The organism is Frigoribacterium sp. MEB024 (assembly GCF_000878135.1).
GTDB lineage: Bacteria > Actinomycetota > Actinomycetes > Actinomycetales > Microbacteriaceae > Frigoribacterium.
Map to the genome: position 1 here is coordinate 31620 of NZ_JXQZ01000013.1, position 23526 is coordinate 55145.

Annotated in this window: 18 protein-coding genes and 1 tRNA gene; 14 read left to right on the plus strand and 5 right to left on the minus strand. The window is 68.9% G+C overall.

The genetic code is table 11. The features are described 5' to 3' along the window. Positions 1 to 21: 21 nt before the first annotated feature. From SZ60_RS03170 to SZ60_RS16760, 3 genes are all read left to right on the plus strand, one after another. Positions 22 to 2226, plus strand: a complete 2205-nt coding sequence (locus tag SZ60_RS03170) for a tape measure protein (protein WP_082059823.1) — start codon at positions 22 to 24, stop codon at positions 2224 to 2226. Positions 2227 to 2305: 79 nt separating this feature from the next. Then, positions 2306 to 3511: an SGNH/GDSL hydrolase family protein gene (locus SZ60_RS16755; protein ID WP_082059824.1), complete on the plus strand. Its 1206-nt coding sequence runs from the start codon at positions 2306 to 2308 to the stop codon at positions 3509 to 3511. Positions 3512 to 3911: 400 nt separating this feature from the next. After that, a complete protein-coding gene (locus tag SZ60_RS16760; protein ID WP_043593600.1) occupies positions 3912 to 4436 on the plus strand; it encodes an ImmA/IrrE family metallo-endopeptidase in 525 nt (174 codons plus the stop codon). Between the two features lie 903 nt (positions 4437 to 5339). Here the strand turns inward: SZ60_RS16760 and SZ60_RS17375 are convergent. Beyond that, entirely contained in the window at positions 5340 to 5837 is a 498-nt protein-coding gene (locus SZ60_RS17375) for a DUF4145 domain-containing protein (RefSeq protein WP_231567039.1), read from the minus strand. A 254-nt stretch (positions 5838 to 6091) separates the two neighbouring features. Further along, on the minus strand, positions 6092 to 6697 hold the full coding sequence (locus SZ60_RS16285; protein ID WP_197073487.1) for a PASTA domain-containing protein: 606 nt from the start codon (positions 6695 to 6697) through the stop codon (positions 6092 to 6094). Positions 6698 to 7002: 305 nt separating this feature from the next. Here SZ60_RS16285 and SZ60_RS17845 point away from each other — a divergent pair, with 305 nt between their 5' ends. Continuing rightward, positions 7003 to 8274, plus strand: coding sequence for a tyrosine-type recombinase/integrase (locus tag SZ60_RS17845; protein WP_197073488.1), 1272 nt, complete (start codon positions 7003 to 7005; stop codon positions 8272 to 8274). 407 nt (positions 8275 to 8681) lie between these two features. On the opposite strand, the gene SZ60_RS03200 is transcribed toward SZ60_RS17845, so the two are convergent. Continuing rightward, positions 8682 to 8981 (minus strand): hypothetical protein, encoded by a 300-nt coding sequence (locus tag SZ60_RS03200; RefSeq protein WP_043593605.1) that lies wholly within the window; start codon positions 8979 to 8981, stop codon positions 8682 to 8684. Between the two features lie 278 nt (positions 8982 to 9259). On the opposite strand from SZ60_RS03200, the gene SZ60_RS03205 reads away from it, so the two are divergent. From SZ60_RS03205 to SZ60_RS03235, 7 genes are all read left to right on the plus strand, one after another. Continuing rightward, positions 9260 to 10321, plus strand: a complete 1062-nt coding sequence (locus tag SZ60_RS03205) for a glycoside hydrolase family 6 protein (RefSeq protein WP_052505120.1) — start codon at positions 9260 to 9262, stop codon at positions 10319 to 10321. A gap of 273 nt (positions 10322 to 10594) precedes the next feature. After that, a complete protein-coding gene (locus SZ60_RS03210) occupies positions 10595 to 11827 on the plus strand; it encodes an LCP family protein (RefSeq protein WP_231567037.1) in 1233 nt (410 codons plus the stop codon). Between the two features lie 478 nt (positions 11828 to 12305). Then, positions 12306 to 12395 (plus strand) — tRNA-Ser (locus SZ60_RS03215). A 166-nt stretch (positions 12396 to 12561) separates the two neighbouring features. After that, on the plus strand, positions 12562 to 12894 hold the full coding sequence (locus SZ60_RS03220; RefSeq protein WP_052505121.1) for a hypothetical protein: 333 nt from the start codon (positions 12562 to 12564) through the stop codon (positions 12892 to 12894). A 117-nt stretch (positions 12895 to 13011) separates the two neighbouring features. Then, positions 13012 to 14196, plus strand: coding sequence for an acyl-CoA dehydrogenase family protein (locus SZ60_RS03225; RefSeq protein WP_052505122.1), 1185 nt, complete (start codon positions 13012 to 13014; stop codon positions 14194 to 14196). Then, on the plus strand, positions 14190 to 15563 hold the full coding sequence (locus tag SZ60_RS03230) for a PIG-L family deacetylase (protein WP_043593608.1): 1374 nt from the start codon (positions 14190 to 14192) through the stop codon (positions 15561 to 15563). Before SZ60_RS03225 ends, SZ60_RS03230 begins: the two co-directional genes overlap by 7 nt. Further along, on the plus strand, positions 15560 to 16303 hold the full coding sequence (locus SZ60_RS03235) for a glycosyltransferase family 2 protein (RefSeq protein ID WP_043593609.1): 744 nt from the start codon (positions 15560 to 15562) through the stop codon (positions 16301 to 16303). Before SZ60_RS03230 ends, SZ60_RS03235 begins: the two co-directional genes overlap by 4 nt. Positions 16304 to 16380: 77 nt before the next feature. On the opposite strand, the gene SZ60_RS03240 is transcribed toward SZ60_RS03235, so the two are convergent. Next, entirely contained in the window at positions 16381 to 17157 is a 777-nt protein-coding gene (locus tag SZ60_RS03240; protein WP_231567038.1) for an aminoglycoside phosphotransferase family protein, read from the minus strand. A 3-nt stretch (positions 17158 to 17160) separates the two neighbouring features. After that, entirely contained in the window at positions 17161 to 17826 is a 666-nt protein-coding gene (locus SZ60_RS16290) for a TetR family transcriptional regulator (protein WP_052505123.1), read from the minus strand. Between the two features lie 302 nt (positions 17827 to 18128). Between SZ60_RS16290 and SZ60_RS03250 the strand changes: the two genes are divergently transcribed. The 3 genes from SZ60_RS03250 to SZ60_RS03260 form a co-directional block, all read left to right on the plus strand. Continuing rightward, positions 18129 to 20672 carry an ATP-binding protein gene (locus SZ60_RS03250; protein WP_043593611.1) on the plus strand — a complete coding sequence of 848 codons (2544 nt, stop codon included), beginning with the start codon at positions 18129 to 18131 and terminating at the stop codon, positions 20670 to 20672. Positions 20673 to 20677: 5 nt separating this feature from the next. Further along, complete coding sequence (locus SZ60_RS03255) at positions 20678 to 21505, plus strand: response regulator (RefSeq protein WP_043593642.1); 828 nt, start codon at positions 20678 to 20680, stop codon at positions 21503 to 21505. Positions 21506 to 21702: 197 nt separating this feature from the next. After that, positions 21703 to 23526: APC family permease (locus SZ60_RS03260; protein ID WP_043593613.1), on the plus strand; the 1824-nt coding region annotated here is incomplete at its 3' end.

The following is a 23526-nucleotide window of genomic DNA, read 5'->3' on the forward strand; positions in this document are numbered from 1 at the left end:
CTACTGCACGGGAGATCTCTCATGGCGGCAGCCAGCAACTACCAGGCCTGGGTTGAGGTCGTCCCTCAGTTCAAGGGCTTCAACAAGTCAGTCGACAAGAACGTCTCGCAGTCCCTCGGTGACGCGGGAGACGCGGGAGGCAAGGCCTTCGGCGGTCGTCTTGCCGGCGCTGTCGGAGCTATCGCAAAACCACTGGCAATTGTGGGGGGCGCAGCTCTCTCAGGCGTTGGTCTTGCTGCGGGTGTCGCTCTAAGCAAGGGCCTGTCTCGATCTTTAAACATTCAAGATGCTCAGGCGAAGCTCCGAGGCCTAGGCAACGATGCGGAGACCATCACCGAGGTGATGAAGAATTCGCTTGAATCTGTCAGGGGAACGGCGTTCGGTCTTGATGAAGCAGCCACCACGGCCGCCTCTGCTATCGCCTCTGGCATCAAGCCAGGCCAGGAACTGACGCGATACCTGAAGATCACGGCGGATACGGCGGCCATTGCCGGGTCTTCTCTCAGCGACATTGGCAGCGTCATGAACAACGTGACCACAGTTGGTGCCGCTTACAACGATTCCTTGCAGATTCTGGCCCAAAAGGGCATCCCGATCTATCAGTACTTGGCGGACCAACTTGGCATCACGACTGATGAAGTCAAAAACTTGGCTTCTGAGGGAAAGATCTCCGCTGAGGATTTCCGTACTGCAATTGAGAAAAACGTTGCTGGTGCCGCCCTTGCTGGGGGCGAGACGGCTAGGGGCGCTCTCGCTAACCTTGGGGCAGCTTTGGGGCGTTTCGGCGCAAAATTCACCGATCCGCTAGTTGCTGCCGCTCCGGGATTCTTTGGAACGCTTGCTACCGCGGTCGATTCCCTTGCCGAAAAAGCGCAGCCGTTTGCAGATCAGTTCGCAAAGTGGGTCGGCCCAGCAATTGAAAATGCTGGTACTTCGATTGCAAATTTCATCAACGGCGATCCGGGCAAGCTTGCTGATTTCTTCGGCGGAATCGGCAAGGCGGTCGAAACGATCGCGCCGCACATTCCCGCCCTCGTCCGCGGCATTGGCGACTTCGGTGGCAAGGTCGCGGACGTCCTCGGACCGGCGATTAGTGACAACCTCCCCGGCCTGCAGGATCTCGCGCAGACGTTCCTTGATACGGCCACAGACGCACTGCCGCAGATCATCCCCGCGCTGGGCGAACTGGTGTTGGCTCTGCTGCCGATCCTGCCCGCGATCACACCGCTGATCACGCAAGCACTGCCGCCCCTGATCGACCTCTTCGGTCAGCTCGTGGATGTGGTCTACAGCGACGCGACAGGACTCGACCAGCGCGTCGCAGCCTTCAAGGGACTCGGAGACGCACTCGCGTTCCTGCTTGGCGCACTCCCCGGCCCTCTGGTACTCCTGCCCCAACTTGCGGATGCGTTCAGCAGCACGGAGGGGGCCGTCAACTTCGTCGAGCAGGCCATGTCAGGGAAGCTTGGCCCCGTCATCCAAGCAATTGGCGGATTCATCTTCGACCTGGCCTCCACGTTCCGAAACGCACTGACCTCGATTCGGTTGACAGTCGAAACGGGTGTTGAGGCGGTCCGGTCAGCTTTTGATCGGGTGTTCAACAGCCTGCCGACTCCGGTCCGGAATGCGCTCTCTACCGTTGGCTCTGTGATCTCGGGCGGTATCAGCGGCGCGGTTTCCACTATTGCGACGCTCGGTCCTCGAGCCGTTTCTGCCCTTGGGAACACAGGGTCGCTTCTTGTCGGTGCAGGCCGAAACCTAGTCGACGGATTCATTGCCGGCATGGTCGGGGGCATCGGGCGGGTCGCTGCCAGGGCTGCGGAGCTTGCGAACGCTGCGCGCACTGCGGCGGAACGAGCATTGGACATCAACTCACCGTCTCGGGTCTTCCGCGACGACATCGGCGTCATGGTCGGACGTGGCTTCGCTGATGGTCTCGACAAGTCAGCCGGCATCGTCTCGAGCGCAATGGGACGCCTCACCGCCACTCCGACACTCGTTGCCCCGGTAATCGAGACCGCACCCCTGAGTGCACGGGCACGAGTGAGCATGGCGGCTGCTCCTGTGTTTGATCAGTCCAACGCAACCTCAGGTAGCTCGGGCGGCGCTTTCGTCGGCACGCTGGTGCTGGATAGCGGCGAGTTCCTTGGACGTGTCCGCGGCGAGATCCAGGCCGCCGACACGAACTCCACTATGACCGCCCGCATGGGCAAGCAAGTCCGCTAGATCCCCCTCCCCGCAATTTCCCTTAAGGGGCCACCCACTCCGGGTGGCCCCTTTGTCGTACCCAAACAAAGGACAAACCATGGGCACTCCCCGCCTCGTATCTGCCGACCCCGATTCCGGCAAGCTTCCCGACGTCGTCCTCAACAACCTCGACGCACGAACCACCGACGCTGTGAACGTGGTCAAGGGCACTCCTAGCTACGTGACAACGGACACCGCACGGGCCGCACGATTCAATCCCACCCAATCCGTGTTCAACCTCGACCCGACGAAACTTCGCACAGCTCGTGGCGCTTTCGCCAGGGCAGCCGCAGGAACCGGGGAAGCTCGCGTCGCGTTCCTCGGAGACAGCACCGTCGCGGGCAATGGCGCATCCCCCGGTGAGACGGATTGGCCGTCGTGGTTCCGTCGCATTCTCGCCCAGCGCGGCTACCCGATTGCCAACCCCGGGGCCAGCCAACTGAATAAGGACAGTGCCCTCCTGCAGGTCGACCCGCACATGGTGTTTGCTTCGACGGGTTGGACTCGACCCGTCGCCGCGTCCGGTCTCATGCAAGCGGCAGCATCAGGCGGGGCGGTCACCTACACCAGCCCCCACACCGGAACCGTCGTCAGGATCGGCCACAACGACTTCGGTGGCCCGTTCACTGTCCAGATCGACGGGGGCACGGCGGTCACGGTCACGCCTGGCACGGGTGACACCGGTCGGGTGGTGCGCGAGTTCACGGGCCTGGCGAACACGACTCACGTCGTCGCGGTCACCGCCACCACGGGGAACGTCGCGCAGGTGTTCGACATCGAAGTTGGCTACCCAGCCGGCACAACCGGCGTCAGCTTTCGGAACCTCGGAATCGGCAGCACCACCATGGAGCAGGTCAACACCAACTCCAAGTTCGGCACCCTGCAAGTGGCTAGAGCGTTCAACCCGCACCTGGTGTTCATCTGCTCGGAAATCAACGGCCTTGGAGGTTCCTCACCCCGTCCGCTCGCCTCCTACAAAGCGGACACAAGTGCCGTCGTCACCGAGGCGCTTAGCTGGGGTGCAACCGTCGTCCTGGTGACCGCGAACCCGGTGCAAGGGCTGACTGACAATGGCAGCTATCAGCAGTACACGAACGCCCTCTACGAGGTTGCGCTCGAGAAGGGTGTCGCTCTGATCGACCACCAGGCGCGGTGGACGTGGGCGGCACTCCAAGCCGCGACACTCATGGCCGACACCGCACACCCCAACCCTGCCGGATACCGAGAGCTTGCCCTGACCAACATCGGGGCGCTCGGGCTCTAATTGGTCCGGACGGCGACGTCTAACCCGCTGTCCGGGCGTAACAACCAGGCCGCGTCTGCTGGTCCGTGACGATGTTCTGAGTTAAAATACAGGCGAGGAACGACGACCTCATCGGTTGTGGCCTCTCACGGTTGGGGAACCGTGAGAGGCCATTCGTCGTCAAAGCCCGAGCTAGGCCCCATGTCGCGTCGTCACACGACATTGGTTGGCGCGACCTCCTCAGGACGAAGCGAGTTGCAACCAGAGCCCGTTCGAGCAGCGCCTATCCATCGAAAGGTCGATTGTGGCTAAAATCAAACGCCCCAGGATGCGCCGACGCGCCGCATGGGGAACCGACGCAAACCGGTCGGTTCATTACCGTTCAGCACACGTGAGAACAGACCCCGTAGAGGACCGAACGATGACCCTTCCAAGTGAATTCGGGTCCATTCGCGAACTGCGCCGGAATGCCAGCGAATTGGCTGAGGCGCTCCTCGAGGCAAATTGGCCCGAGAACTCATACCCAGTGGACCCAATACTCATAGCGAACCGGGTGGGAGTTGAAACGTTCTCCGCTCAGCTCGGCAACGACGTTTTTGGAATGTTGGTCAAGCCAGCAGGGTCGGGGCGTCCTCAAATATTCCTTGATGCAGACCAGCCTGCTAACCGTTTTCGTTTCACGGCAGCTCACGAACTGGGGCACTACGTCGACCGCAGCAGTCGCCTCGACGGCGACATGGCCTACATCGACAAGCGAAGCGACAACGACCGGGGAAACGCCGAAGAGATCTGGGCAAACGAGTTCGCAGGGAACCTACTGATGCCTCGCGCGATTATCCAGCAGCTTGAAAGTGAAGGGTTGTCACAGTTCCAGATTGCCGACCAGCTCGGCGTCTCCTTCGATGCCCTGAAGTATCGCTTGCGCATGCTTGCTAACGCGGCGTGAAGATGGATCGGGAGGATGACGACGCCGTTCCGAAACAGCCCGCGTCGAGTACTACTCCCGAGGATGTCTATCAGGTCCTAAATGACCACGAGGACGGCGTCGAAGGGGCGCGCCCCCTTCAGCAAATGCCAACTCAACCGGGTCCAGGGGAACCAAAAGAGCCGGGGTTCAGCTTTCTTCAGTCGCTCCTAAGGCGCACCCTATTCTTCGACTATTTCGTTCATGTGAGCGACCATGTGCATGCCGCGACGAAGAAAGATCAACGGGTGGCTCGGCTTAGGCGTCAGCACCGAGTTTTTTATGGAGCGGTCATCCTTCTCGACCTTCTCGTGCGACTTGTTACGGCAGCTGGCCTTACGGCAGCAGCTTTTTATGCAATATACAAGACGCTAATGTGATCAGGTTGATTAATGACGCCGCATGGGCTGCTATCAGTGGTCGGGCTCAGGGTTGGACCGGCTGATGAGGTCGCGGATCTCGGGTAGATGCTGAAGCATCCAAGCGACGGCGCTGTTCAGGCTGTCGAACTCGCGCAGCCATGGCCGACGCCCTGAAGCGTCCCGGCAGAAGGCATAGCAGTGGTAGCGAGGGCCATTGCCGGCTGAGCGTGCGGTGACCCAACCAAGCGGCGGACCAGGCTTGACCTGGACGACCCAGAAGCCATGAGCACCAGGCGTTGGTGCGTGCGCATGGGGATGGCTCGGCACGGGTCTATTCAGGGCTGACCTTGCCGCTTCGCCACTTCCTCGCACACCCATGCGTGAATGATCACTCCGACCGCCGACGCCGCATCACAAGACGAGTCATCCCGACCAGTGCAAGCTTCCGCCTTACTCGCTCAAGTGGCCTGAGTCCAGCTCGGGACAACCCCTTGAGCGAGAGGCGCGCCATGCCTGGGCGATGCTATTTCGTAATGTCTTCGCCTGCAGCCTTGGCCTTACGCTCGGCAGCGGTGCGGACCCCTTCTGGTAGCTGCATGAAGAGACGCTCGGCCTCGGCTGGCTTCGTAATCAGCTCATCGACTAGCTCATTGATAGCCGAGAAGATGACGTCCGCAATACCTGCTTCTGAACTCGCGTCGAGGTACAGGGCCACAAGCTCAGCCTCCTCGTCGGTGCCGTGGAGCGCGTCGTTACCTATGTAGCGGAGGACCGTCAGGTTGCGAGCGAGGGCACTACTTACTTTCGGAGCTAGGCGAGCGATCCGCTCATCAAGTCGCGCCTTGGCAGGGGCCTCATCATCCAGTGTGCGTAACAGGCGTTCCAGGCTTGCGCGCGCAAGAGCCGCACTTGCCCGCCTCGACAGCGGGGCTACAAGACGGGCCTCCTCGTACAATTCGCGAACATTCGCAGGCATATCACGGTGCGCGAGCGGACCATCTGCCTCTCGCGGCCAGATCATCACGTCGCCATGCCAGATGCTGAGTCGATCACAGTTGGTGCAGCGGCAGCCTGACATTGATTGCCGCACACTAACTCCTGGTTCTATCTCGACCATATCCCCGAGCTCGGTCCAAGAATTCCGCTGGAGGGCCTTGGCTGGCATCCATGTCATCGAGCTATACACACCACAGAAGGGGCATACAAAGGCCTTCGAGTCGATTTTAGGACGAGTGTCTATCGACGGCGTTACATCTGACACTTGGTGCTCCAGTCCTAGTAATCGAGGAAAGATTCGACGAGCGGTGCGCCGTTCGAGCCGACGACCGTGCATTCGACAGTGGCACGACGTTCCGCCCCGAAAGCGTTGGTGATGTCAGCGCCGGCCTTGAGGAACCACTTGTCGTCGACAATCTGACTCGTGCCATCGATCAACCAGTCGCCATCCCAGCCGTAGACATACGTGTCCTTGCCGTACTGGTCGCACGCGGTTACGGCCCAGCCAGCGTCAAGACCGCCACTCGTGATGGTCGGCTCAGCAGGCTGCACTGGTGCCGCAGCAGGTGCGGTCGTGGAGCTGGTCTCACTCGGCTCCGGCGACTCGTCAGTGCCAGGCTTGCTCACGCTTAGGACGACCGTCTCGCCCTCTTCAAGAGGGGAGCCAGCAGAAGGGGCCATGCTGTCCACGTTCCAGTTCGACCGTACAAAGACGTGATCGTCACCAGCGTCGAACTCGACCTCGTAATCCTCCAGGGCGTCCTCAGCGGCCGCTCCATCCATCCCAATAACATCCGGCACCCGCGGCAAGGGGGCAGGCTCCGAACAGCCCGCCAGGACGAGCATGAGGCATGCGACGACGCCAGCAGTGATGGTCTTTTTCAAGGTTCCCCCTCAGCCGCAACAACCGTCGCGAGCGTCATGACTATAGGGATGACAGACCCTCAAGTCGAGTTCGCGGGCTACCCGCCGATCTGACGCACTCCGTGTGTGAAAAGGCACTATGCCGCCCGAGGGCCGTGCAGACGCGGGGGGAGGGGGTCGTGCCCGGCTCTCCGTCGTCACACGAGTGGCCAGATCTGAGTAGCTACTAGTCAGATCGACATGGTTGGCACTCACACCTGGTTTTGATGTTTCTTGCGCGCCGTAACAAGGCAATTCGAGGCGGATTGAGCCCCTTAGATCGGGGCATGAGAAGAGCAAAGGGAACCGGCACCATCAGTCGTGTGCCCGCCGATGACACCCTCCCCCTCCGGTTCTGGCAAGCGGCCCTCGAGCTGCCCCCCTCACCGGAGGGCAAGCGACAACGGCAAGTCTTTCGCTGCAAGGACAGGGCAGTCGCACTGCGGGCGCTTGAGTTGGCCATTCATACCAGGGATAGCGCTATACGCCGGCCCAAGGTCCCCGCCCTGTTGGTGACGCCCCCGCTCGTTCCGAGTGGCAGCACGGGTGAGTGGTTGCGCTACTGGCTGGTGGAGATAGCAGGTCGGGAGGTCAAGCCTCGGACTGCGGCGAACTATCAGAGCACGGTGCGCAACCATCTTCTGCCTCAGGTTGGGCAGGTCCCACTTGTTGAGCTGAGCGCGGCAGACGTCAGGGGCGTCACGAGCGCCGTCCTCGACAAAGGACTCTCGTCGACCACCGCGCTACACGCTTACCGTGTTCTCGCCATAGCTCTCGCCGCTGCTCATCGAGAGGGGCACACGTATCGGGATGCAGCCAAGCAGGTCCGTCCTCCTCGGAAGACGCGGCCTGACCTTGCGGTCCTTACGGCAGCCCATGCTCGGACCATCATCGATGCCTCCCGTAGTGACCGTCTCGGGTCGCGGTGGGCGGCGGCGCTGCTGACGGGTGCCAGGCAGGGTGAGCTTCTAGGACTCGAGCTAGACCGCGTTGGTGACTCGCTTGACCTGTCGTGGCAGTTGCAGCGACTGACCTGGACACACGGATGTGGCGGCAGGTGCGGGTGGAATCGAGGGGCCGACTGCCCTGACAAGCGCGTAGTCGCGCCTGCGGGCTTCGAGAGCCGTCACCTCACCGGGGGGCTGTGGTTGACCCGTCCGAAGTCGGCAGCGGGGTGGAGGCAGGTGCCTCTCGTCGGCTCCCTCCGCGTTGCTTTCGAGGCGAGGCGCGAGCTGGCCATGACTGAGGCCAATCCGCACGGACTGATGTGGACCGCATCGGGTGTGACGGGCGCGCCTATCGACCCCTCCGTGGACAATCGTGCGTGGAAGATCTCGCTCCGTGGATTGCAGGTGCCTCAGGCCCGTTTGCATGACGCTCGGCACGCCGCGGTCACCCTGTTCTATGAGGCCGGAGTTCCCGAAGTCCTGGCCATGGACATCGTTGGTCACTCAACTACTGCGATGACTCGGGCTTACAGGTCGACGGGAGAGACGGCGCGGCTAGGGCAAGCCTTGATGAGCCTGCAAGCCCTCGTCGAGGGGGCTGGCGACGACTAGCGCCACGTGTTCAGGGCTTGCCCACAAAATGCCCACAACTGCTAAGACCGAACGGCCGAGTGGCAAACCGAATTGCGTCCGTAGAACCCGTAAGTAAGGGCACTTAGGTATTGATTGACCTAAGCGGACGCTGCTGGGGTGGGTTCGAATCCCACGCCCTCCGCCAGACGGGTCGAACGTTCCGCACCGCGCCCCGGAGGGCGCCGACCGGGCGGACGCGTCGCTGGCGCGCCGCGGGGTTCGAATCCCACGCCCTCCGCCAGACGGGTCGACCGTTCCGCACCGCGCCCCGGAGGGCGCCGACCGGGCGGACGCGTCGCTGGCGCGCCGCGGGGTTCGAATCCCACGCCCTCCGCGACGCGAGGCGGGGCCGGTGACCCGGCCCGCGCCTCCTGGGGTGGACGGGGTTAGGCCTTGGCGGCGGCGTAGGTGGCGAAGGCCTCACCGATCAGGGTGCTGAGGTCGCGCCAGGTCGTGTCGTCGACCGAGACCGCGGAGTCGCCGTCGACGAAGCCCGCGTGCTTGTGCAGCACGTCCGAGCCGACCGCGGGGAGCACGAAGAAGTCGCGGGTCCAGTCGTCGGTGTCGGCGATGACGGGGGCGCGGTACCAGTCGAGGTAGCCGTCGAAGACGTCGTTGCGCTCGTCGCCCTTGAGCCAGGTCTCGACCGAGTCCCGCCACGCGTCTCGGTTGGTCTCGCCGTTCATGTGGTCCTCCGGGGCCTGGTGCGTGCGGGAGCGTCCGCGACCGCCGGTCCAGTGTCCCAGGTCCGTCACCGCGAGGGCCGTCGCGAGGGCCGACCCGGCGGCGGTGCGCCTCGGCCCGTGGCCCCCGAAGTGGAACGCCCCGTCCCCCCGAACAGGGACTGAACGCGACCGCGCCCCCGTGTTGCACTGTTCGAGCCTCCCCCTGCGACCCCGCAGCGGTCGGCACCCCGGGTGGGCCGAACACCGCCCGGGCCCCCGACACTCCAGGACCGACACCCATGACCCACATGACCCCGACGACCCGCGCCGCCCTCGTCATCGGCGCCGCCGTCGCCCTCGTGGCCGGCCTCGCGGCCACCCCGGCCGCTGCCCACGCCGCCGGGCCCACCCCGACCCCGACGTCAACCGCGGCGCCCCGCACGACCGCCACGACGACCCCGCAGACCATCCGCACCGCGAGCAGCGCCACCCTCTACAAGGGCGGTCTGTTCGTCGACGCGAACGGCGAGGCCGCCCGCGCCGCGGCGACGCTCTCGTCGCAGGGCCGTACCGCCGAGGCGTCGGCCGCCCGCACGATCGCCCAGCAGTCCGTCGCCACCTGGCTCGGCGGTTGGTTCACCGACGCGCAGCTCGTGCAGAAGATCGACGCCACGGTGGCCGCCGCCGAGAAGAAGGGCACCACCCCCGTCTTCGTCACCTACAACATCCCGAACCGCGACTGCGGCAGCCACTCGGCCGGCGGCTCCGCCGACAACGCGGCCTACCTCCGCTGGAACCAGCTCGTCACCTCGCGCCTCGCCGGCCACCGCGCCGCCGTGATCGTCGAACCCGACGCTCTCGCCCTGATCAGCAACTGCCCGACGCAGACGAACGGACGCGAGGCGACCATCGCCGCGGCCGTGGCGACGCTCGCGGACGCCGGGGTGCCGGCCTACATCGACGCCGGCAACTCCAACTGGGTGCCGCCGCAGACCATGGCCGCACGCCTCAAGGCCGCGGGCGTGGACCGGGCCCGGGGCTTCGCGACCAACGTCTCGAACTACTACCCGGTCGAGTCCGAGCGGGCGTACGCCGAGAAGGTGTCGCAGGCTTCAGGAGGCGCGCGCTACGTGATCGACACGTCACGCAACGGTCGCGGCTGGAAGGGCACGTGGTGCAACGCTCCCGGCGCCGGCCTGGGGTCGGTACCGTCCGTCCAGACCGGCTCGACGAAGCTGGACGCCCTGCTCTGGATCAAGACGCCCGGCGCCAGCGACGGACAGTGCAACGCCGGGCCCGCGGCCGGCCAGTGGTTCGCGTCGTACGCCGTGCAGCTCGTCGCCAACCGCAAGGTCGGCTGAGTCCCGGGGGCGGTCCAGGACCGCCTGCGTAGACTCTCCTTCTGCCCGTACACCGAACGGTGCACGTCCGCCCGCTCGATCCACGAGTTCTCTCGGGTCCGAACGAGCGACCAGTGCCTTCGATGACCGAGAGGACACCGCGTGAGCGACCTTCGCGACCGATCCGGCCGTGGCCGCCGAGCTGCCCGACCCGAGGGGACCGCCTCCGGTCGCCGTGCCACCCCGGCGACGACGGGAGTCGCCCGTCACGGTCGGCTGACCAGCGGAGGCCCGGTGCGGGCCGTCACGAAGGTGGTCGCCGCCTCCGTGGCCGTGCTGCTCGTCAGCGGAGCCTCGGTCGGCGCGATCGCGGCGTACCAGGTGCGCAGCGACCTCGGCACGGGGGTCGAGCTGCAGGCGGCCCAGGGCGAGACCACCAAGCCCGCGCCTCCGTCGATCAGCGAGTACGAGGGCGGCTTCAACATCCTCGTCGTCGGTACCGACAACGACGCCAGCCAAGACCAGGGTGCCTTCGGCGAACGCGACGCGACCCTGAACGACGTCAACATCCTGCTGCACGTCTCGGCCGACCACAGCAACGCGACGGCCGTCAGCATCCCGCGCGACATGGTCGTGCCCATCCCGTCGTGTGCGAAAGAGGACGGCTCGGGGTACTACTCGGCGATGTCGGCCCGGCCGATCAACGAGGCCTACTCGTACGGCGGGCTCAGCTGCGTCGCCTCGACCGTGTCGAGCCTCACCGGTCTCGACATCCCCTTCGCCGGGATGATCTCGTTCAACGGCGTCATCGAGATGTCGAACGCCATCGGCGGCGTGCCGGTCTGTGCGGCCACCCCCATCAAGGACCGCTACACGGGACTCGACATCCCGGCCGGCGAGTCCGTGCTCTCCGGGGCCGACGCCCTGGCCTTCCTGCGCACCCGCCACGGCGTGGGTGACGGGTCCGACCTCGGCCGCATCAGCAGCCAGCAGGTCTACCTCTCGTCGCTGCTGCGGACGGTGAAGAGCGCCGACACCCTCAGCAACCCCACGAAGCTCTATTCGCTGGCCCGTGCGGCAGCCAGCAACATGACCCTGTCCGACCAGCTGACCAAGATCGACACCATGGTGCAGATCGGCCTCGCGCTGCGAGACCTGCCGCTCGACTCCGTCAACTTCGTCCAGTACCCCGGCACGACCGGTGGCTCGGGCGTCTACGAGGGCAAGGTGCAGCCCGACAAGGCCGTGGCGACCCAGCTCTTCGACGCCATCAAGAACGACGTCCCGTTCTCGATCCCCGAGGGCAGCACCGGCATCGGCTCCGAGAACACCGCCACGGGTGACGGAACGGCGGCGAGCCAGGCCCCGGCCGCACCGGCCGACACGGCCGCACCGGCCGACACGGCGGCGCCCACCGATCCGGGCGCAGGAGCGGCGACGACTCCGCCGACGACCGACGTCATCGAGGGACTCACGGGTCAGACGGCGGCCGACCAGACCTGCTCGGTAGCTTTCGGCTCGAACTAGGCGCACGGCCGAGAAGTCGTCCCGGCGAGTAACCAGCTCGCCGGGACGACCGGTGACCTCAAGCGGCGGCCCGAACCGGCACGCATGAGAACCCCGCGATGCCGGGATCAGGGGTGCGGCACCGTGGGGGGTGTGGAGGCCGGCGTCGATGCCGGCGGCGAGCCCCTCGGGCGCAGCCGTTCGGGTGCGGCGCTCGATGATGGGGCACGTGACGCGACGACTGTCGGGGGGCGTGTTCGGCAAGGGTGAACGGGCTCGTGCTGTCGAGCCACTGCCCCTCGGCCGTCGTCGGCGTCAGGGGTACTCTATGTGTCGGCACAAATGCCGACAAGCCGGTCATGCCCCCCAGAGCGGGTGGGGCACGGGTGGTTCTGTGCACACCCCTCCGGGCCCGACGTCCGGCCCGCCTCGGGCCCGTTTCGGCATCTGGCCCTCGGGCCGCTATGCTGGTCTCTGCGCGTTCGCTCGCGAGCCGCATGGAGCCGTCGCATAGTTCGGCCTAGTGCACCACCCTGCTAAGGTGGAGTTCCCTTTGTGGGAACCGTGGGTTCAAATCCCACCGGCTCCGCGGAAAGCCACGTCGGTTCTCTCTCTCGCCAGAGATGTTCCGGGGTGGCTTTTCTTCTGCCCGCGCCCGGGCGCCCTGGCGTCCCCCGGTGCGGTGCGCTCCCAGACGCCTGCGGCGTAGCGTGACGGGTGACGGCGAACCGTCTCGACTGCAGGGAGAAACACCGGTGAAACGCATCCACTACACCGACGAGTACCTGGTCACCGGCGACGACATCGCAGCAGCCGTGGTCGAGTACGCACGAGCGCTGGCGATGCAGAACAAGTCCGACATGGTCGACCTCCCGGGCATGGACCGAGGCGGAGTGCACCAGCGGTTCCAGGTGCTGCTCGGTCCCGCGAGCCAGATGCTCGTCTCCGAAGAGCAGACCGACGAGGCCGAGATCACCGACGGACCCCTGGTCGACGACATCGGGGGCCGCATCGACCGTCTCCGCGGGGTCGAGCCCCAGTCCGCCGAGCCCGCCGAGGGCATCCCGCTCGACACCGACGAGTTCTGAGTCCGGCCGCGGCGACGACGCCGGCCGGCGACGACGCTCGCCGCGTCGACGACACCTGTCGCCGGGCTCGGTGTCAAGGCCCCGCGTGAGGCCGGTCGACCGACTAGCGTCGGGAGGATGAGTCCTTCTGCGCCCGCGCGCCCTGCCGCGACCGTCGTCCCGGTCACCCTGGGAGGCGCGGGTCCGGTCGTCGGCACCGCCACGGCTCTCGTCGTCGAGCGGCTCCGATCCGGCCAGGCACCGACGGTCGACGAAGCCCTCGACCTCGCCGTCGATCTCGGTCGACACGGTGCCCTGCCCGGACTCGGCTCCACAGCCGACCTCTGGCAGGCCCTGGCGACGCTCGCCGCGCACGATCTCGGTGCGGCCCGGGCGGCCGAACCGCACCTCGACGCCCTCGCCATCCTCGACCAGCACGCCGAGGCCGTCGCCGCGACGGCCACCGAGACCCTGTCCGACGAGGACGACGGCTACCGCTCGGCCCTCCCCCCGCGGGCTCGGACCGCGGACCCGTTCACCTGGGGCGTGTTCGCCGCCGAGGGGCCGGGCGTCCGGCTGACGGCGACCCGGGGCCCGGACGAGTCGGGTCCGTGGTCGCTGGCGGGCACGAAGCCCTGGTGCTCCCTGGCGGGCACGGTCGACGGCGCCCTCGTCACCGCCTGGGTCGGCGACGAGCGTCGGTTGTTCTCGGTCGATCTGCGGCGGTCGGGCGTCACCGTCACGGCCGACGCCTGGCACGCCCGGGGCCTGGTCGAGATCCCGTCCGGCCCGGTCGACTTCGACGACGTCGAGGCGCACGAGGTCGGCGACCCGGGGTGGTACCTCGAGCGTCCCGGCTTCTCGTGGGGCGGGATCGGCGTCGCGGCGTGCTGGTACGGCGGCGCGGTCGGGGTGGCCCGCACGCTGCTGGCCGCGGCGGTGACCGCCTCGTCACGCGCGCCGGAACGCCCGGCCGACCCGCACCTCCTGCAGGCCCTCGGTCTCGTCGACACGCGGCTGGCCGACGCCCGCCGGGCGCTGGTCGAGGCCGCCGACCTCGTCGACGCCGGTGAGGCGACCGGTGAGGCGGGGCGGCTGCTGGCCAAGCGCGTCCGCGGGACGGTCGCGCACGCCTGCGACGAGGTGCTGGCCCGGGCGTCCCGTGCCCTCGGCCCCGCGCCGCTGGCCACCGACGCGGCCCACGCCAAGCGCGTCGCCGACCTCGCTCTCTACCTCCGCCAACACCACGGCGAACGCGACGACGCGTCGCTGGGTCAGACGGTGCTCCGCGACGCCGTCCGCGACGGGCTCCCCACGTGGTGAGCTTCGACGGCCGCGCGCCGGGGACCCCGGTCGAGGCCTGGGAAGCCGACCCGCGCCTCCTCGACCTGCCGCCGCTCGACGGCGCCGTCGTCCCGACCAGCGTGTCTCGCCTGGTCGTGCTCGCCGCCCACCCCGACGACGAGACCCTCGGCGCCGGCGGGCTCATCGCCCACGCGGCCGCCCACGGAATCCCGGTCACGGTCGTCGTGGTGACCGACGGCGCTGCCTCGCACCCCGGCTCGACCACGAGCGCCGAGGCCCTCGTCGCGACGCGGGCCGAGGAGGCGCGGGTCGCGGTGGGCCTGCTGGCTCCCGACGTCGAGCTGGTGCAGGGGAGCATCGCCGACGGGACGGTCCGCGAGGCCCGTGCCGAGATCACCGAGCGGCTGCGGCCCCTGCTGCCCGGACCGGGTGGCCTGCTCGTGGCGCCCTGGCGTGGGGACGGCCACCGGGACCACCGCGTGCTCGGCGAGATCGCCGCCGAGCTGGTGGCCGAGGCGGACCAGGCCGGCACGACACTGCTCGAGTACCCGATCTGGATGTGGCACTGGGGTTCGCCCGACCACCCCGACGTGCCCTGGGCGTCGCTGCGGCTGTCGTCCCTGGACGCCGTCGCCGACGCCGCGAAGCGCTCGGCCCTCGCGGCGTACGTCTCGCAACGTCGCCCCCTCTCGGACGCACCCGAGGACGCCCCCGTGCTGCACCCGGTGTTCGAGCGGCACTTCACCCGCGGGCGCGAGGTGTTCGTGGTGGCCGAGCCGGGGTCGGGCCCGGCGACCGAGGCCACGTTCGACCGGACGCACGCCCGCCGCGCCGACCCGTGGCGGGTCACGACACGCTGGTACGAGCGCCGCAAGCGCGCCCTCACCGTGGCGTCGCTGCCGCGTGAGCGCTACGGCCGCGTGCTCGAGGTGGGCTGCTCGATCGGCGTGCTGACCGGCGACCTGGCCCCCGCGGCGGACCGTCTGCTGGCCCTCGACGTGTCGTCGGTCGCCGTGCAGGCCGCCCGCGAACGGCTCGCGAACCTGCCGCACGTCACGGTCGAGCAGGCCGACGCCGCCGCCGACTACCCGTCGGGCACCTTCGACCTCGTCGTGCTCAGCGAGGTCGGCTACTACCTGGCCCCCGACGCGTTCGGGCGGCTGGTGGACGCCATCGTCGACGGTCTGGCCGACGACGGCGACGTCGTCGCCTGCCACTGGACCCAGCCCGAGGGCGACTTCCGGCAGAGTGCGGACGACGTGCACGCCCGGCTGGGGGCCGACCCGCGCCTCCACCGGGTCTCGCACCACGTCGAGGGCGACTTCGTGCTCGACGTCTTCTCGCGCGACCCCCGGTCGGTCGCCGAACGGACGGGACTGCGATGACCGACGCCCCCGTGCGCCGGACCCCGGCCCGCCCCGTGCGGGCCGTCGCGGTGGTCGTCCCTGCGCACGACGAGGAAGAACTCGTCTCACGCGCCCTCGACGGCGTCGACGTCGCGCGGCGGCACACGGCCAGGACCCATCCGGAGGTGCGGGTCGTCGTCGTCCTCGTGGCCGACGCCTGCACCGACGGGACGGTGGCGGCCGCTCGGGCGCACCCTCGCGTGACCGTCGTCGAGATCGACGCCCGGGGTGTCGGCGTCGCCCGGGCCGTCGGCGTCGACGCCGCCCTGGACGAGCTCGGCGTCCCCTCGGACGACCTGCCGCTCGACGCGGTGTGGCTCGCCTGCACCGACGCCGACTCGGTCGTGCCGCCGGGCTGGATCGACGACCAGCTCGACCGTGCGGCGTCGGGCGCCGACGTCGTGATCGGGACCGTGCGACCGGACTTCGCCGACCTCTCGCCGCGTCAGATCGCGGCCTGGACGGCCCGGCACACGCCCGGACGGCCGAACGGCCACGTGCACGGCGCCAACCTCGGGGTGCGGGCGTCGTCGTACCGGTCCGTCGGCGGGTTCGCCCCCGTCGACCTGCACGAGGACAACGTCCTCGTCGACCGGCTGCGCGACGTCGGCGCGACGCTCGTCGCCTCGGACGTCGGCGAGGTGCTGACCTCGGGACGGCGCGACGGACGCACGTCGGGCGGCTACGCCGGCTACCTCGCCGTGGACCTGCTGGCCTGACGAGGGAGGCACCGCGCCTCCTCGTCGCCTGCGGTCCGGCGACCGCCGTCGTGACGAGCGCAGGAGGCGCGTGCGGGTCAGTCGCGCAGGGTCGCCAGGTACGCGGCTTCGCGCTCGTACCCGTCCGCGTCGTCGGCGAGACGCGGGTTGCCCAGCTCGACCGCCTTGTCACGGCTCATGTCGGCGAGGTCGTGCAACCGGATGATCGCGACCCGCAGCACGTCGGACCAGGTCGCCTCGCTGCCGTAGGCGTCGAGGAGCAGCCGCACCCGCCGCTCGGCGTCGGCCCTGCCGGGGGCGTTCGGGGGTGTGCGGTCGGTGAGGGGCACGGCGCGCGTCGCGTAGTAGGCGAGGTCCCACAGGCGGGGGCCGGGCGAGGCGAAGTCGAAGTCGATCGCCCCGACGACGTGGCCGGCGGCGTCGTAGGCGAGGTTGTGCGGGGAGAAGTCGTTGTGGCAGATCACCTCGGACGGCACCTTCGCCGGGGCCTGCCAGACGGCGCCGTCGAGGCCGAAGCCGATGCTCGCGTCGTGCAGGCGGCGCAGCAGGCGCGCACCCTCGACCAGGGCCTCGTCGGTGAAGACGTGGTCGGGCAGCGGGTACACGGGCACGTCGGCGTCGACGAAGCTCAGGCGTTCACGGCCGCCCTCGATGCCCAACGGCCGGGGGATGCCGCCGACGCCCGCGCGCGCGAGGTACGACAGGAAGCGATGGACGGTGGGGGTCCAGGGGCCGGCGACGCGGAGGACGGTGTCGCCCTGTCGGACGACCGCGTTCATGTTCCCGCCGGCCAGGACCTCGCCGGTGGGGGTCTCGTCCGTCGTGGCCTCGTCGGCCGGAGTCGCCGCGTCCACGGCTCAGGCGACGGGGCCGAAGCCCGTGCGGAAGCGCTCGAAGGTCGTCGCCCAGTAGGCACGGAGGGCGTCGACGCGTTCGTCGTCGGTGGTCGTCTCGGCCCAGGGGTCGTAGACGCCGCGCAGCACGGCGATGACGGCGCCCCAGGTCGAATGGATCAGCAAGGACGTGGTCAGGTCGTCCCGCGAGGGGCCGACGGCCAGGCCGATCACGTCGCCGACCCGTTCGGTCATGGGGACGCCGACCGCGAGCACGTAGGGCAGCAGGGGCTCGTGCGTCCGCAGCAGGTGGCGGAGGCTGATCATGTAGTCGACGAGCTGGGTGTCGACGGCGGACAGCAGCAGCAGCTCGAGCAGATCGATGTCGGTGCCCTCGAAGGACGCCAGCATGGACAGGTCGGAGGCGTCGACCGCGGCACCCGCCTTGTTGAGCAGCACCGAGGCCACGGCGTCCTCTTTGCACGAGTAGTGGTTCGCGAAGGTACGCCTGGAGTAACCGGCCAGAGCGGTGACGTCCTCGACGACGAAGCCGTCGAAGCCCTTCTCGGTCGCCAGTCGGAAGGCCGCGTCGGCGAGCCCGCGGCTGGTCGCCCGACGTTTCTCGTCGCGCCCACCGACCGCTTCCGTGCCGAATCGGGTGAGGTCCCCACGCGCCGGAGTCTGCTGCATCGGACCATCGTGCCGGGGCTTCCTGAGAATCTCCATGCCCAATGGGCAACGGAGCCTCCGGATCGAGTACCCTGAAGGAGTCCGATTCGGGTCGGACGGCCTCGAGAGACACCAGGCACACAACCCCCTGTGAGATCGCGCAGGGTCGCGTCGGGTGCGACCCTCCAGCTGAACCACGGAGGGGGCCAGGTCCTCTCGAGACACACGCCTCGTGGCCCCCGTGGTCACGGGGCGTTCCCGTGTTCCCGGCGAGTGGTCCCCGTCCGGCACGCGCGGGTCCGCAGGGGTGACAGGCTGAGCGCATGAAGCGAGGGCGGTTGCGGGTGGTGCTGGGGGCGGCACCCGGCGTGGGGAAGACGTACACGATGCTCGAAGAGGGCGCACGGCTGCGGGCGGAAGGGGTCGACGTCGTCGTGGCCGTCGTCGAGACGCACGGGAGGCGCGCGACCTCGGCACTGGTCGGCGACCTCGAGGTCGTGCCCCGCCGGGCGGTCGTCCACCGTGGCGTCGCGCTGGACGAACTCGACCTGGAGGCGGTGCTCGCGCGGGCCCCACAGCTCGCGCTCGTCGACGAGCTCGCCCACACGAACGCCCCCGGCTCCACCCACGAGAAGCGCTGGCAGGACGTCGAGGCCCTGCTCGTCGCCGGCATCGACGTCGTGTCGACCGTGAACGTCCAGCACGTCGACTCGCTCACCGACGTGGTCGAGCGCATCACCGGGGCGACCCAGCGGGAGACCGTGCCCGACGCGGTGCTGCGCGCGGCGGACCAGGTCGAACTCGTCGACCTCGCCCCCCAGGCCCTACGCGACCGGCTGGCCGAGGGCGTCGTCTACCCGGCCGACCGGGTCGACGCGGCGCTCTCGAACTACTTCCGTCTGGGCAACCTCACGGCGCTCCGCGAGCTGGCGTTGCTCTGGTTGGCCGACGAGGTCGACAGTGCGCTCAAGGCGTACCGCGACGAGCACGGCATCGACAGCACGTGGGAGGCCCGCGAGCGCGTCGTCGTCGCGCTGACCGGCGGACCCGAGGGCGAGACGCTGATCCGCCGGGGAGCCCGCATCGCCGCCCGGTCGTCCGGAGGGGAGCTCGTCGCCGTGCACGTCAGTGCCCAGGACGGCCTGCGGCAGGGAGCGCCAGGAGCCCTGGCGGCGCAGCGTGCCCTGGTCGAGAAGCTCGGCGGCACGTACCACCAGGTCGTCGGCTCCGACGTGCCCCGCGCGCTCGTCGACTTCGCCCGCGGGGTGAACGCCTCGCAGCTCGTGATCGGCGTCAGCCGCCGCGGGCGACTGGCCGCTGCCCTGACCGGGCCCGGCATCGGCTCGACCGTGATCCGCGAGTCGGGGCGCATCGACGTGCACATCGTCACCCACGCCTCGGCCGGTCGCGACCGGGTGCTGCCGCGACTCGGCGGGGCCCTGTCGCGCCGCCGCGTGGTCGCCGGGTTCGTGCTCGCCCTCGTGGCCGGGCCGTTGCTCACCGGACTGCTGGCCGGGCACCGCTCCGAGGACGGCATCGCGGGCACGGTGCTCGTCTTCCAGCTGCTGGTCGTGGTGGTCGCCGTCACGGGCGGCATCTGGCCGGCCCTGCTCGCGGCGCTGCTCTCGGGCGTGACGCTCGACCTCTTCTTCATCGCGCCGATCTACCAGCTGACCATCGCCGAGCCGCTGCACCTGGCAGCACTCGTGCTGTACGTGCTGAACGCCGCCATCGTCAGCTACGTGGTGGACCAGGCCGCCCGCCGCAGTCGCGCCGCCGCCCGGGCGCTCGCCGAGACCGAGCTGCTCGCCACGGTCGCGGGAAGCGTGCTGCGCGGTCAGGACGCCCTGCAGGCCCTCATCGGCCGTACCCGAGAGGCCCTGGGCATGACCCGGGTGCGCGTCGTCCAGGGCGGGGTCCCGATGGGGGAGGCGCGGCTCGCCGACGACGGACGTCCCGCACCCGGGTCCCCGGCCGAGATCACGACGTCGATCGCCGCGGGCACCGACGCGACCCTCGAGCTGACCGGACCGGAGCTCCAGGCGGCCGACCGGCGCCTCCTGGACGTCGTCGCGGCTCAGGTCGAGGCGGCCCTCGAGCACTCCGAGCTGAGCCGGACCGCCGGCCAGGTCGCCCCGCTCGCCGAGGTCGACCGCATGCGCAGCGCCCTGCTCGCCGCCGTCGGCCACGACCTGCGCCGCCCGCTGGCCGCGGCGACGGCCGCAGTCAGCGGACTGCGGCAGACCGACGTCGCCTGGAGCGACGCCGATCGCGACGAGTTGTTGTCCACCGCCCACGAGAGCCTCGACTCGCTCTCGACCCTCGTCACCGACCTGCTCGACGTCAGTCGCGTGCAGGCCGGGGCGCTCGCCGTGACGCCGGCTGACGTCGACCTCGACGAGGTCGTGCTCGGGGCCCTCGACGAGCTCGGCCTGGGGCCGGCCGACGTCGAGCTGGCGCTGCGGGCCACGGTGCCGCCCGTGCGGGCCGACGCCGTGCTGCTGCAGCGCGTCGTCGTCAACCTGCTCGACAACGCCCTTCGGCACTCGCCGCCGGACGCGAGCGTCCGCATCTCGACGAGCGCCTTCGGCGACCGGGTCGAGCTGCGGGTCGTGGATCGCGGCCCCGGGGTCCCGGTCGAACGGCGGGACGAGATCCTCGTCGCGTTCCAACGACTGGGCGACACCGACAACGGCACGGGGCTCGGTCTCGGCCTGGCGCTGAGCAAGGGATTCGTCGAGGCGATGGGCGGCACGCTCGCGCTCGACGACACTCCCGGCGGCGGACTGACCATGGTGGTCGGGCTGCCGGTGGTGCCCGGACCGGGCGGGGCAGGCGAGGACGATCGGGTACGGTCGGCCACGTGAGCGCCGTGAAGATCCTGATCGCCGACGACGACCCGCAGATCCTGCGGGCGCTGAAGGTGACCCTCGGGGCTCGCGGCTACGACGTCGTCACGGCCGGCGACGGGCGCGAGGCGCTCGACCTGGCGGCGAGCGAGCACCCCGACCTCGTCATGCTCGACCTCGGCATGCCGCATCTCGACGGGGTCGAGGTGATCGCCGGCCTGCGCGGCTGGTCGACCGTGCCGATCCTCGTCGTGTCGGGCCGCACCGACGCCGCCGACAAGGTCGAGGCCCTGGACGCGGGCGCCGACGACTACGTCACGAAGCCCTTCTCCATGGACGAACTGCTCGCCCGCATCCGGGCGCAGACCCGCCGACTGCCGTCGGGCACCGACGACGAACAGCCCGTGGTGGCCTTCGGCGACGTGCAGGTCGACCTCGCGGCGAAGACCGTGGTGCGTCGGACGGGCGCGGGCGGTGTGCCGGGCGCGGGTGGTGTGCCGGGCGCGGGTGGTGTGCCGGGCGCGGGTGGTGTGCCGGGCGCGGGTGGCGCCGCGGGGGCGGCCGGGAGCGGTGGCGCCGGCAGCGAGTCGGTGCGGCTGACGCCGACCGAGTGGAAGATCCTCGAACTGCTGCTGCACAGCCCCGACAAGCTGATCACGCGCGAGACCATCCTGACCGAGGTCTGGGGGCCCTTCCACGCGAAGGACACCGGCTACCTGAGGCTCTACTTCGCTCAACTCCGCAAGAAGCTCGAACCCGTGCCGGCCTCACCGCGACACCTCGTCACGGTGCTCGGCATGGGCTACCGCTTCGTGCCGGACGCCGACGGGCAGACCGTCCAGGGGACGTGACCGCGGACGCCGCGGCGATCCTCACGGTTTCCTAACGCCCGACGACACCTCCGGGAGGCGCGGGAGGCTTAACGTGGCAGGGTGCGTGCCCGCCTGCCGGTCGGTGCACTCCGCACGCCCGAGAGGAACCCGTGTCCGCGCAGCCCGAGTCACCCGCCAGGGTCGAACCGCCGTCCCCGCACGCGACCACGCGACGGATGCGGAGCTGGCTGCTGCACGGCCTCACCGAGACCGCGGGGACGCACCAGGGGCCGCACGCCGAGACCCCGGAGAAGACGCACTCGTGGTGGCGCGTGATGTGCCTGACCGGCGTCGACTACTTCTCGACCCTCGGGTACCAGCCGGCGATCGCGGCCGTCGCGGCCGGTCTGCTCTCGCCGCTCGCGACCATCGTGCTCGTGCTGCTGACCCTCTTCGGCGCCCTGCCGGTCTACCGCCGGGTCGCCCGGGAGAGCCCCCGCGGCGAGGGGTCGATCGCGATGCTCGAGCGGCTGCTGCCCTGGTGGGGCGGCAAGCTGTTCGTCCTCGTGCTGCTCGGCTTCGCCGCCACCGACTTCATGATCACCATCACCCTGTCTGCGGCCGACGCCACGGCGCACGCGGTCGAGAACCCGTTCGCCCCGTCCTGGTTCCACGGGGCCGAGGTGCCGCTGACGCTCGTGCTCGTCGCGCTGCTCGCCGCCGTCTTCCTGCGGGGCTTCCGCGAGGCGATCGGCATCGCGGTCGTGCTCGTCGCGATCTTCCTGACGCTCAACCTCGTCGTCATCGCCGTGTCGCTCTTCCACATCGGCGAGAACCCGGTCGTCATCGGCAACTGGTGGGAAGCGCTGACCGTGCAGCACGGCAACCCGTTCGTGATGGTCGGCATCGCCCTGATCGTCTTCCCGAAGCTCGCCCTCGGCCTGTCGGGCTTCGAGACCGGGGTGGCCGTCATGCCCCAGATCACCGGCGACCCGACCGACACCCCGGCCAAGCCGGTCGGACGCATCCGTGGGGCCCGGCGCCTCCTCGCGACGGCCGCGATCATCATGAGCTCGTTCCTCATCCTGTCGAGCTTCGTCACGACCCTGTTGATCCCACAGGCCGAGTTCCAGGCCGGCGGGTCGGCCAACGGCCGGGCACTCGCGTTCCTGGCGCACCAGTACCTCGGTGACGGCTTCGGCACGGTGTACGACGTCAGCACGATCTGCATCCTGTGGTTCGCGGGGGCGTCGGCCATGGCCGGGCTGCTCAACCTCGTGCCGCGCTACCTGCCGCGTTACGGCATGGCGCCGCAGTGGGCCCGAGCCGTCCGTCCCCTCGTCCTGGTCTTCACGGTGATCGCGTTCGTCATCACCATCGTGTTCGAGGCGGACGTCGACGCCCAGGGCGGGGCCTACGCGACGGGGGTGCTCGTGCTGATCACCAGCGCCTCCGTGGCCGTGACGCTGTCGGCGCGACGGGCGCGCCAGCGGAAGCGCACGATCGGCTTCGGCGTCGTCGCCCTCGTGTTCGTCTACACGACCGTCACCAACGTCGTCGAGCGCCCCGACGGCGTGCGCATCGCCGCGATCTTCATCATCGGCATCATCGCGGTGTCGCTCGTCTCGCGCGTGCAGCGGTCGTTCCAGCTGCGGGCGACCTCGGTCACCCTGGACGACACCGCGCTCGCGTACGTTCGTGAGGACGCCGACGAGTACGGCACGATCCGCGTCATCGCCCACGAGCCGGGGCGCGAGGTCGCCGAGATCTACAAGAAGAAGCTGACGGCCGAGCGGAAGTACAGCGGAATCCCGCAGCGCTCGCCGGTCATCTTCCTCGAGGTGCACAAGGGGGACTCGTCGAACTTCGAGGAGGACCTCGTCGTGACGGGACACGCGTTGCACGGCTACCGGGTGCTGCGCACGACGAGCGGCGCCGTGCCGAACGCCGTGGCCAGCGTGCTGCTGGCGATCCGTGACGAGACCGGCGTCGTGCCCGACATCTACTTCGAGTGGACCGAGGGCAACCCGCTGTCGAACATGGGGCGGTTCTTCCTGACC

Excerpts from the sequence above, each read along its gene's own strand:
- SZ60_RS03170 (WP_082059823.1), top strand. The coding sequence starts at position 22 with ATGGCGGCAGCCAGCAACTACCAGGCCTGGGTTGAGGTCGTCCCTCAG.
- SZ60_RS16755 (WP_082059824.1), top strand. The coding sequence starts at position 2,306 with ATGGGCACTCCCCGCCTCGTATCTGCCGACCCCGATTCCGGCAAGCTT.
- SZ60_RS16760 (WP_043593600.1), top strand. The coding sequence starts at position 3,912 with ATGACCCTTCCAAGTGAATTCGGGTCCATTCGCGAACTGCGCCGGAAT.
- SZ60_RS17375 (WP_231567039.1), bottom strand. The coding sequence starts at position 5,837 with ATGATCTGGCCGCGAGAGGCAGATGGTCCGCTCGCGCACCGTGATATG.
- SZ60_RS17845 (WP_197073488.1), top strand. The coding sequence starts at position 7,003 with ATGAGAAGAGCAAAGGGAACCGGCACCATCAGTCGTGTGCCCGCCGAT.
- SZ60_RS03200 (WP_043593605.1), bottom strand. The coding sequence starts at position 8,981 with ATGAACGGCGAGACCAACCGAGACGCGTGGCGGGACTCGGTCGAGACC.
- SZ60_RS03205 (WP_052505120.1), top strand. The coding sequence starts at position 9,260 with ATGACCCACATGACCCCGACGACCCGCGCCGCCCTCGTCATCGGCGCC.
- SZ60_RS03225 (WP_052505122.1), top strand. The coding sequence starts at position 13,012 with ATGAGTCCTTCTGCGCCCGCGCGCCCTGCCGCGACCGTCGTCCCGGTC.
- SZ60_RS03235 (WP_043593609.1), top strand. The coding sequence starts at position 15,560 with ATGACCGACGCCCCCGTGCGCCGGACCCCGGCCCGCCCCGTGCGGGCC.
- SZ60_RS16290 (WP_052505123.1), bottom strand. The coding sequence starts at position 17,826 with ATGCAGCAGACTCCGGCGCGTGGGGACCTCACCCGATTCGGCACGGAA.
- SZ60_RS03250 (WP_043593611.1), top strand. The coding sequence starts at position 18,129 with ATGAAGCGAGGGCGGTTGCGGGTGGTGCTGGGGGCGGCACCCGGCGTG.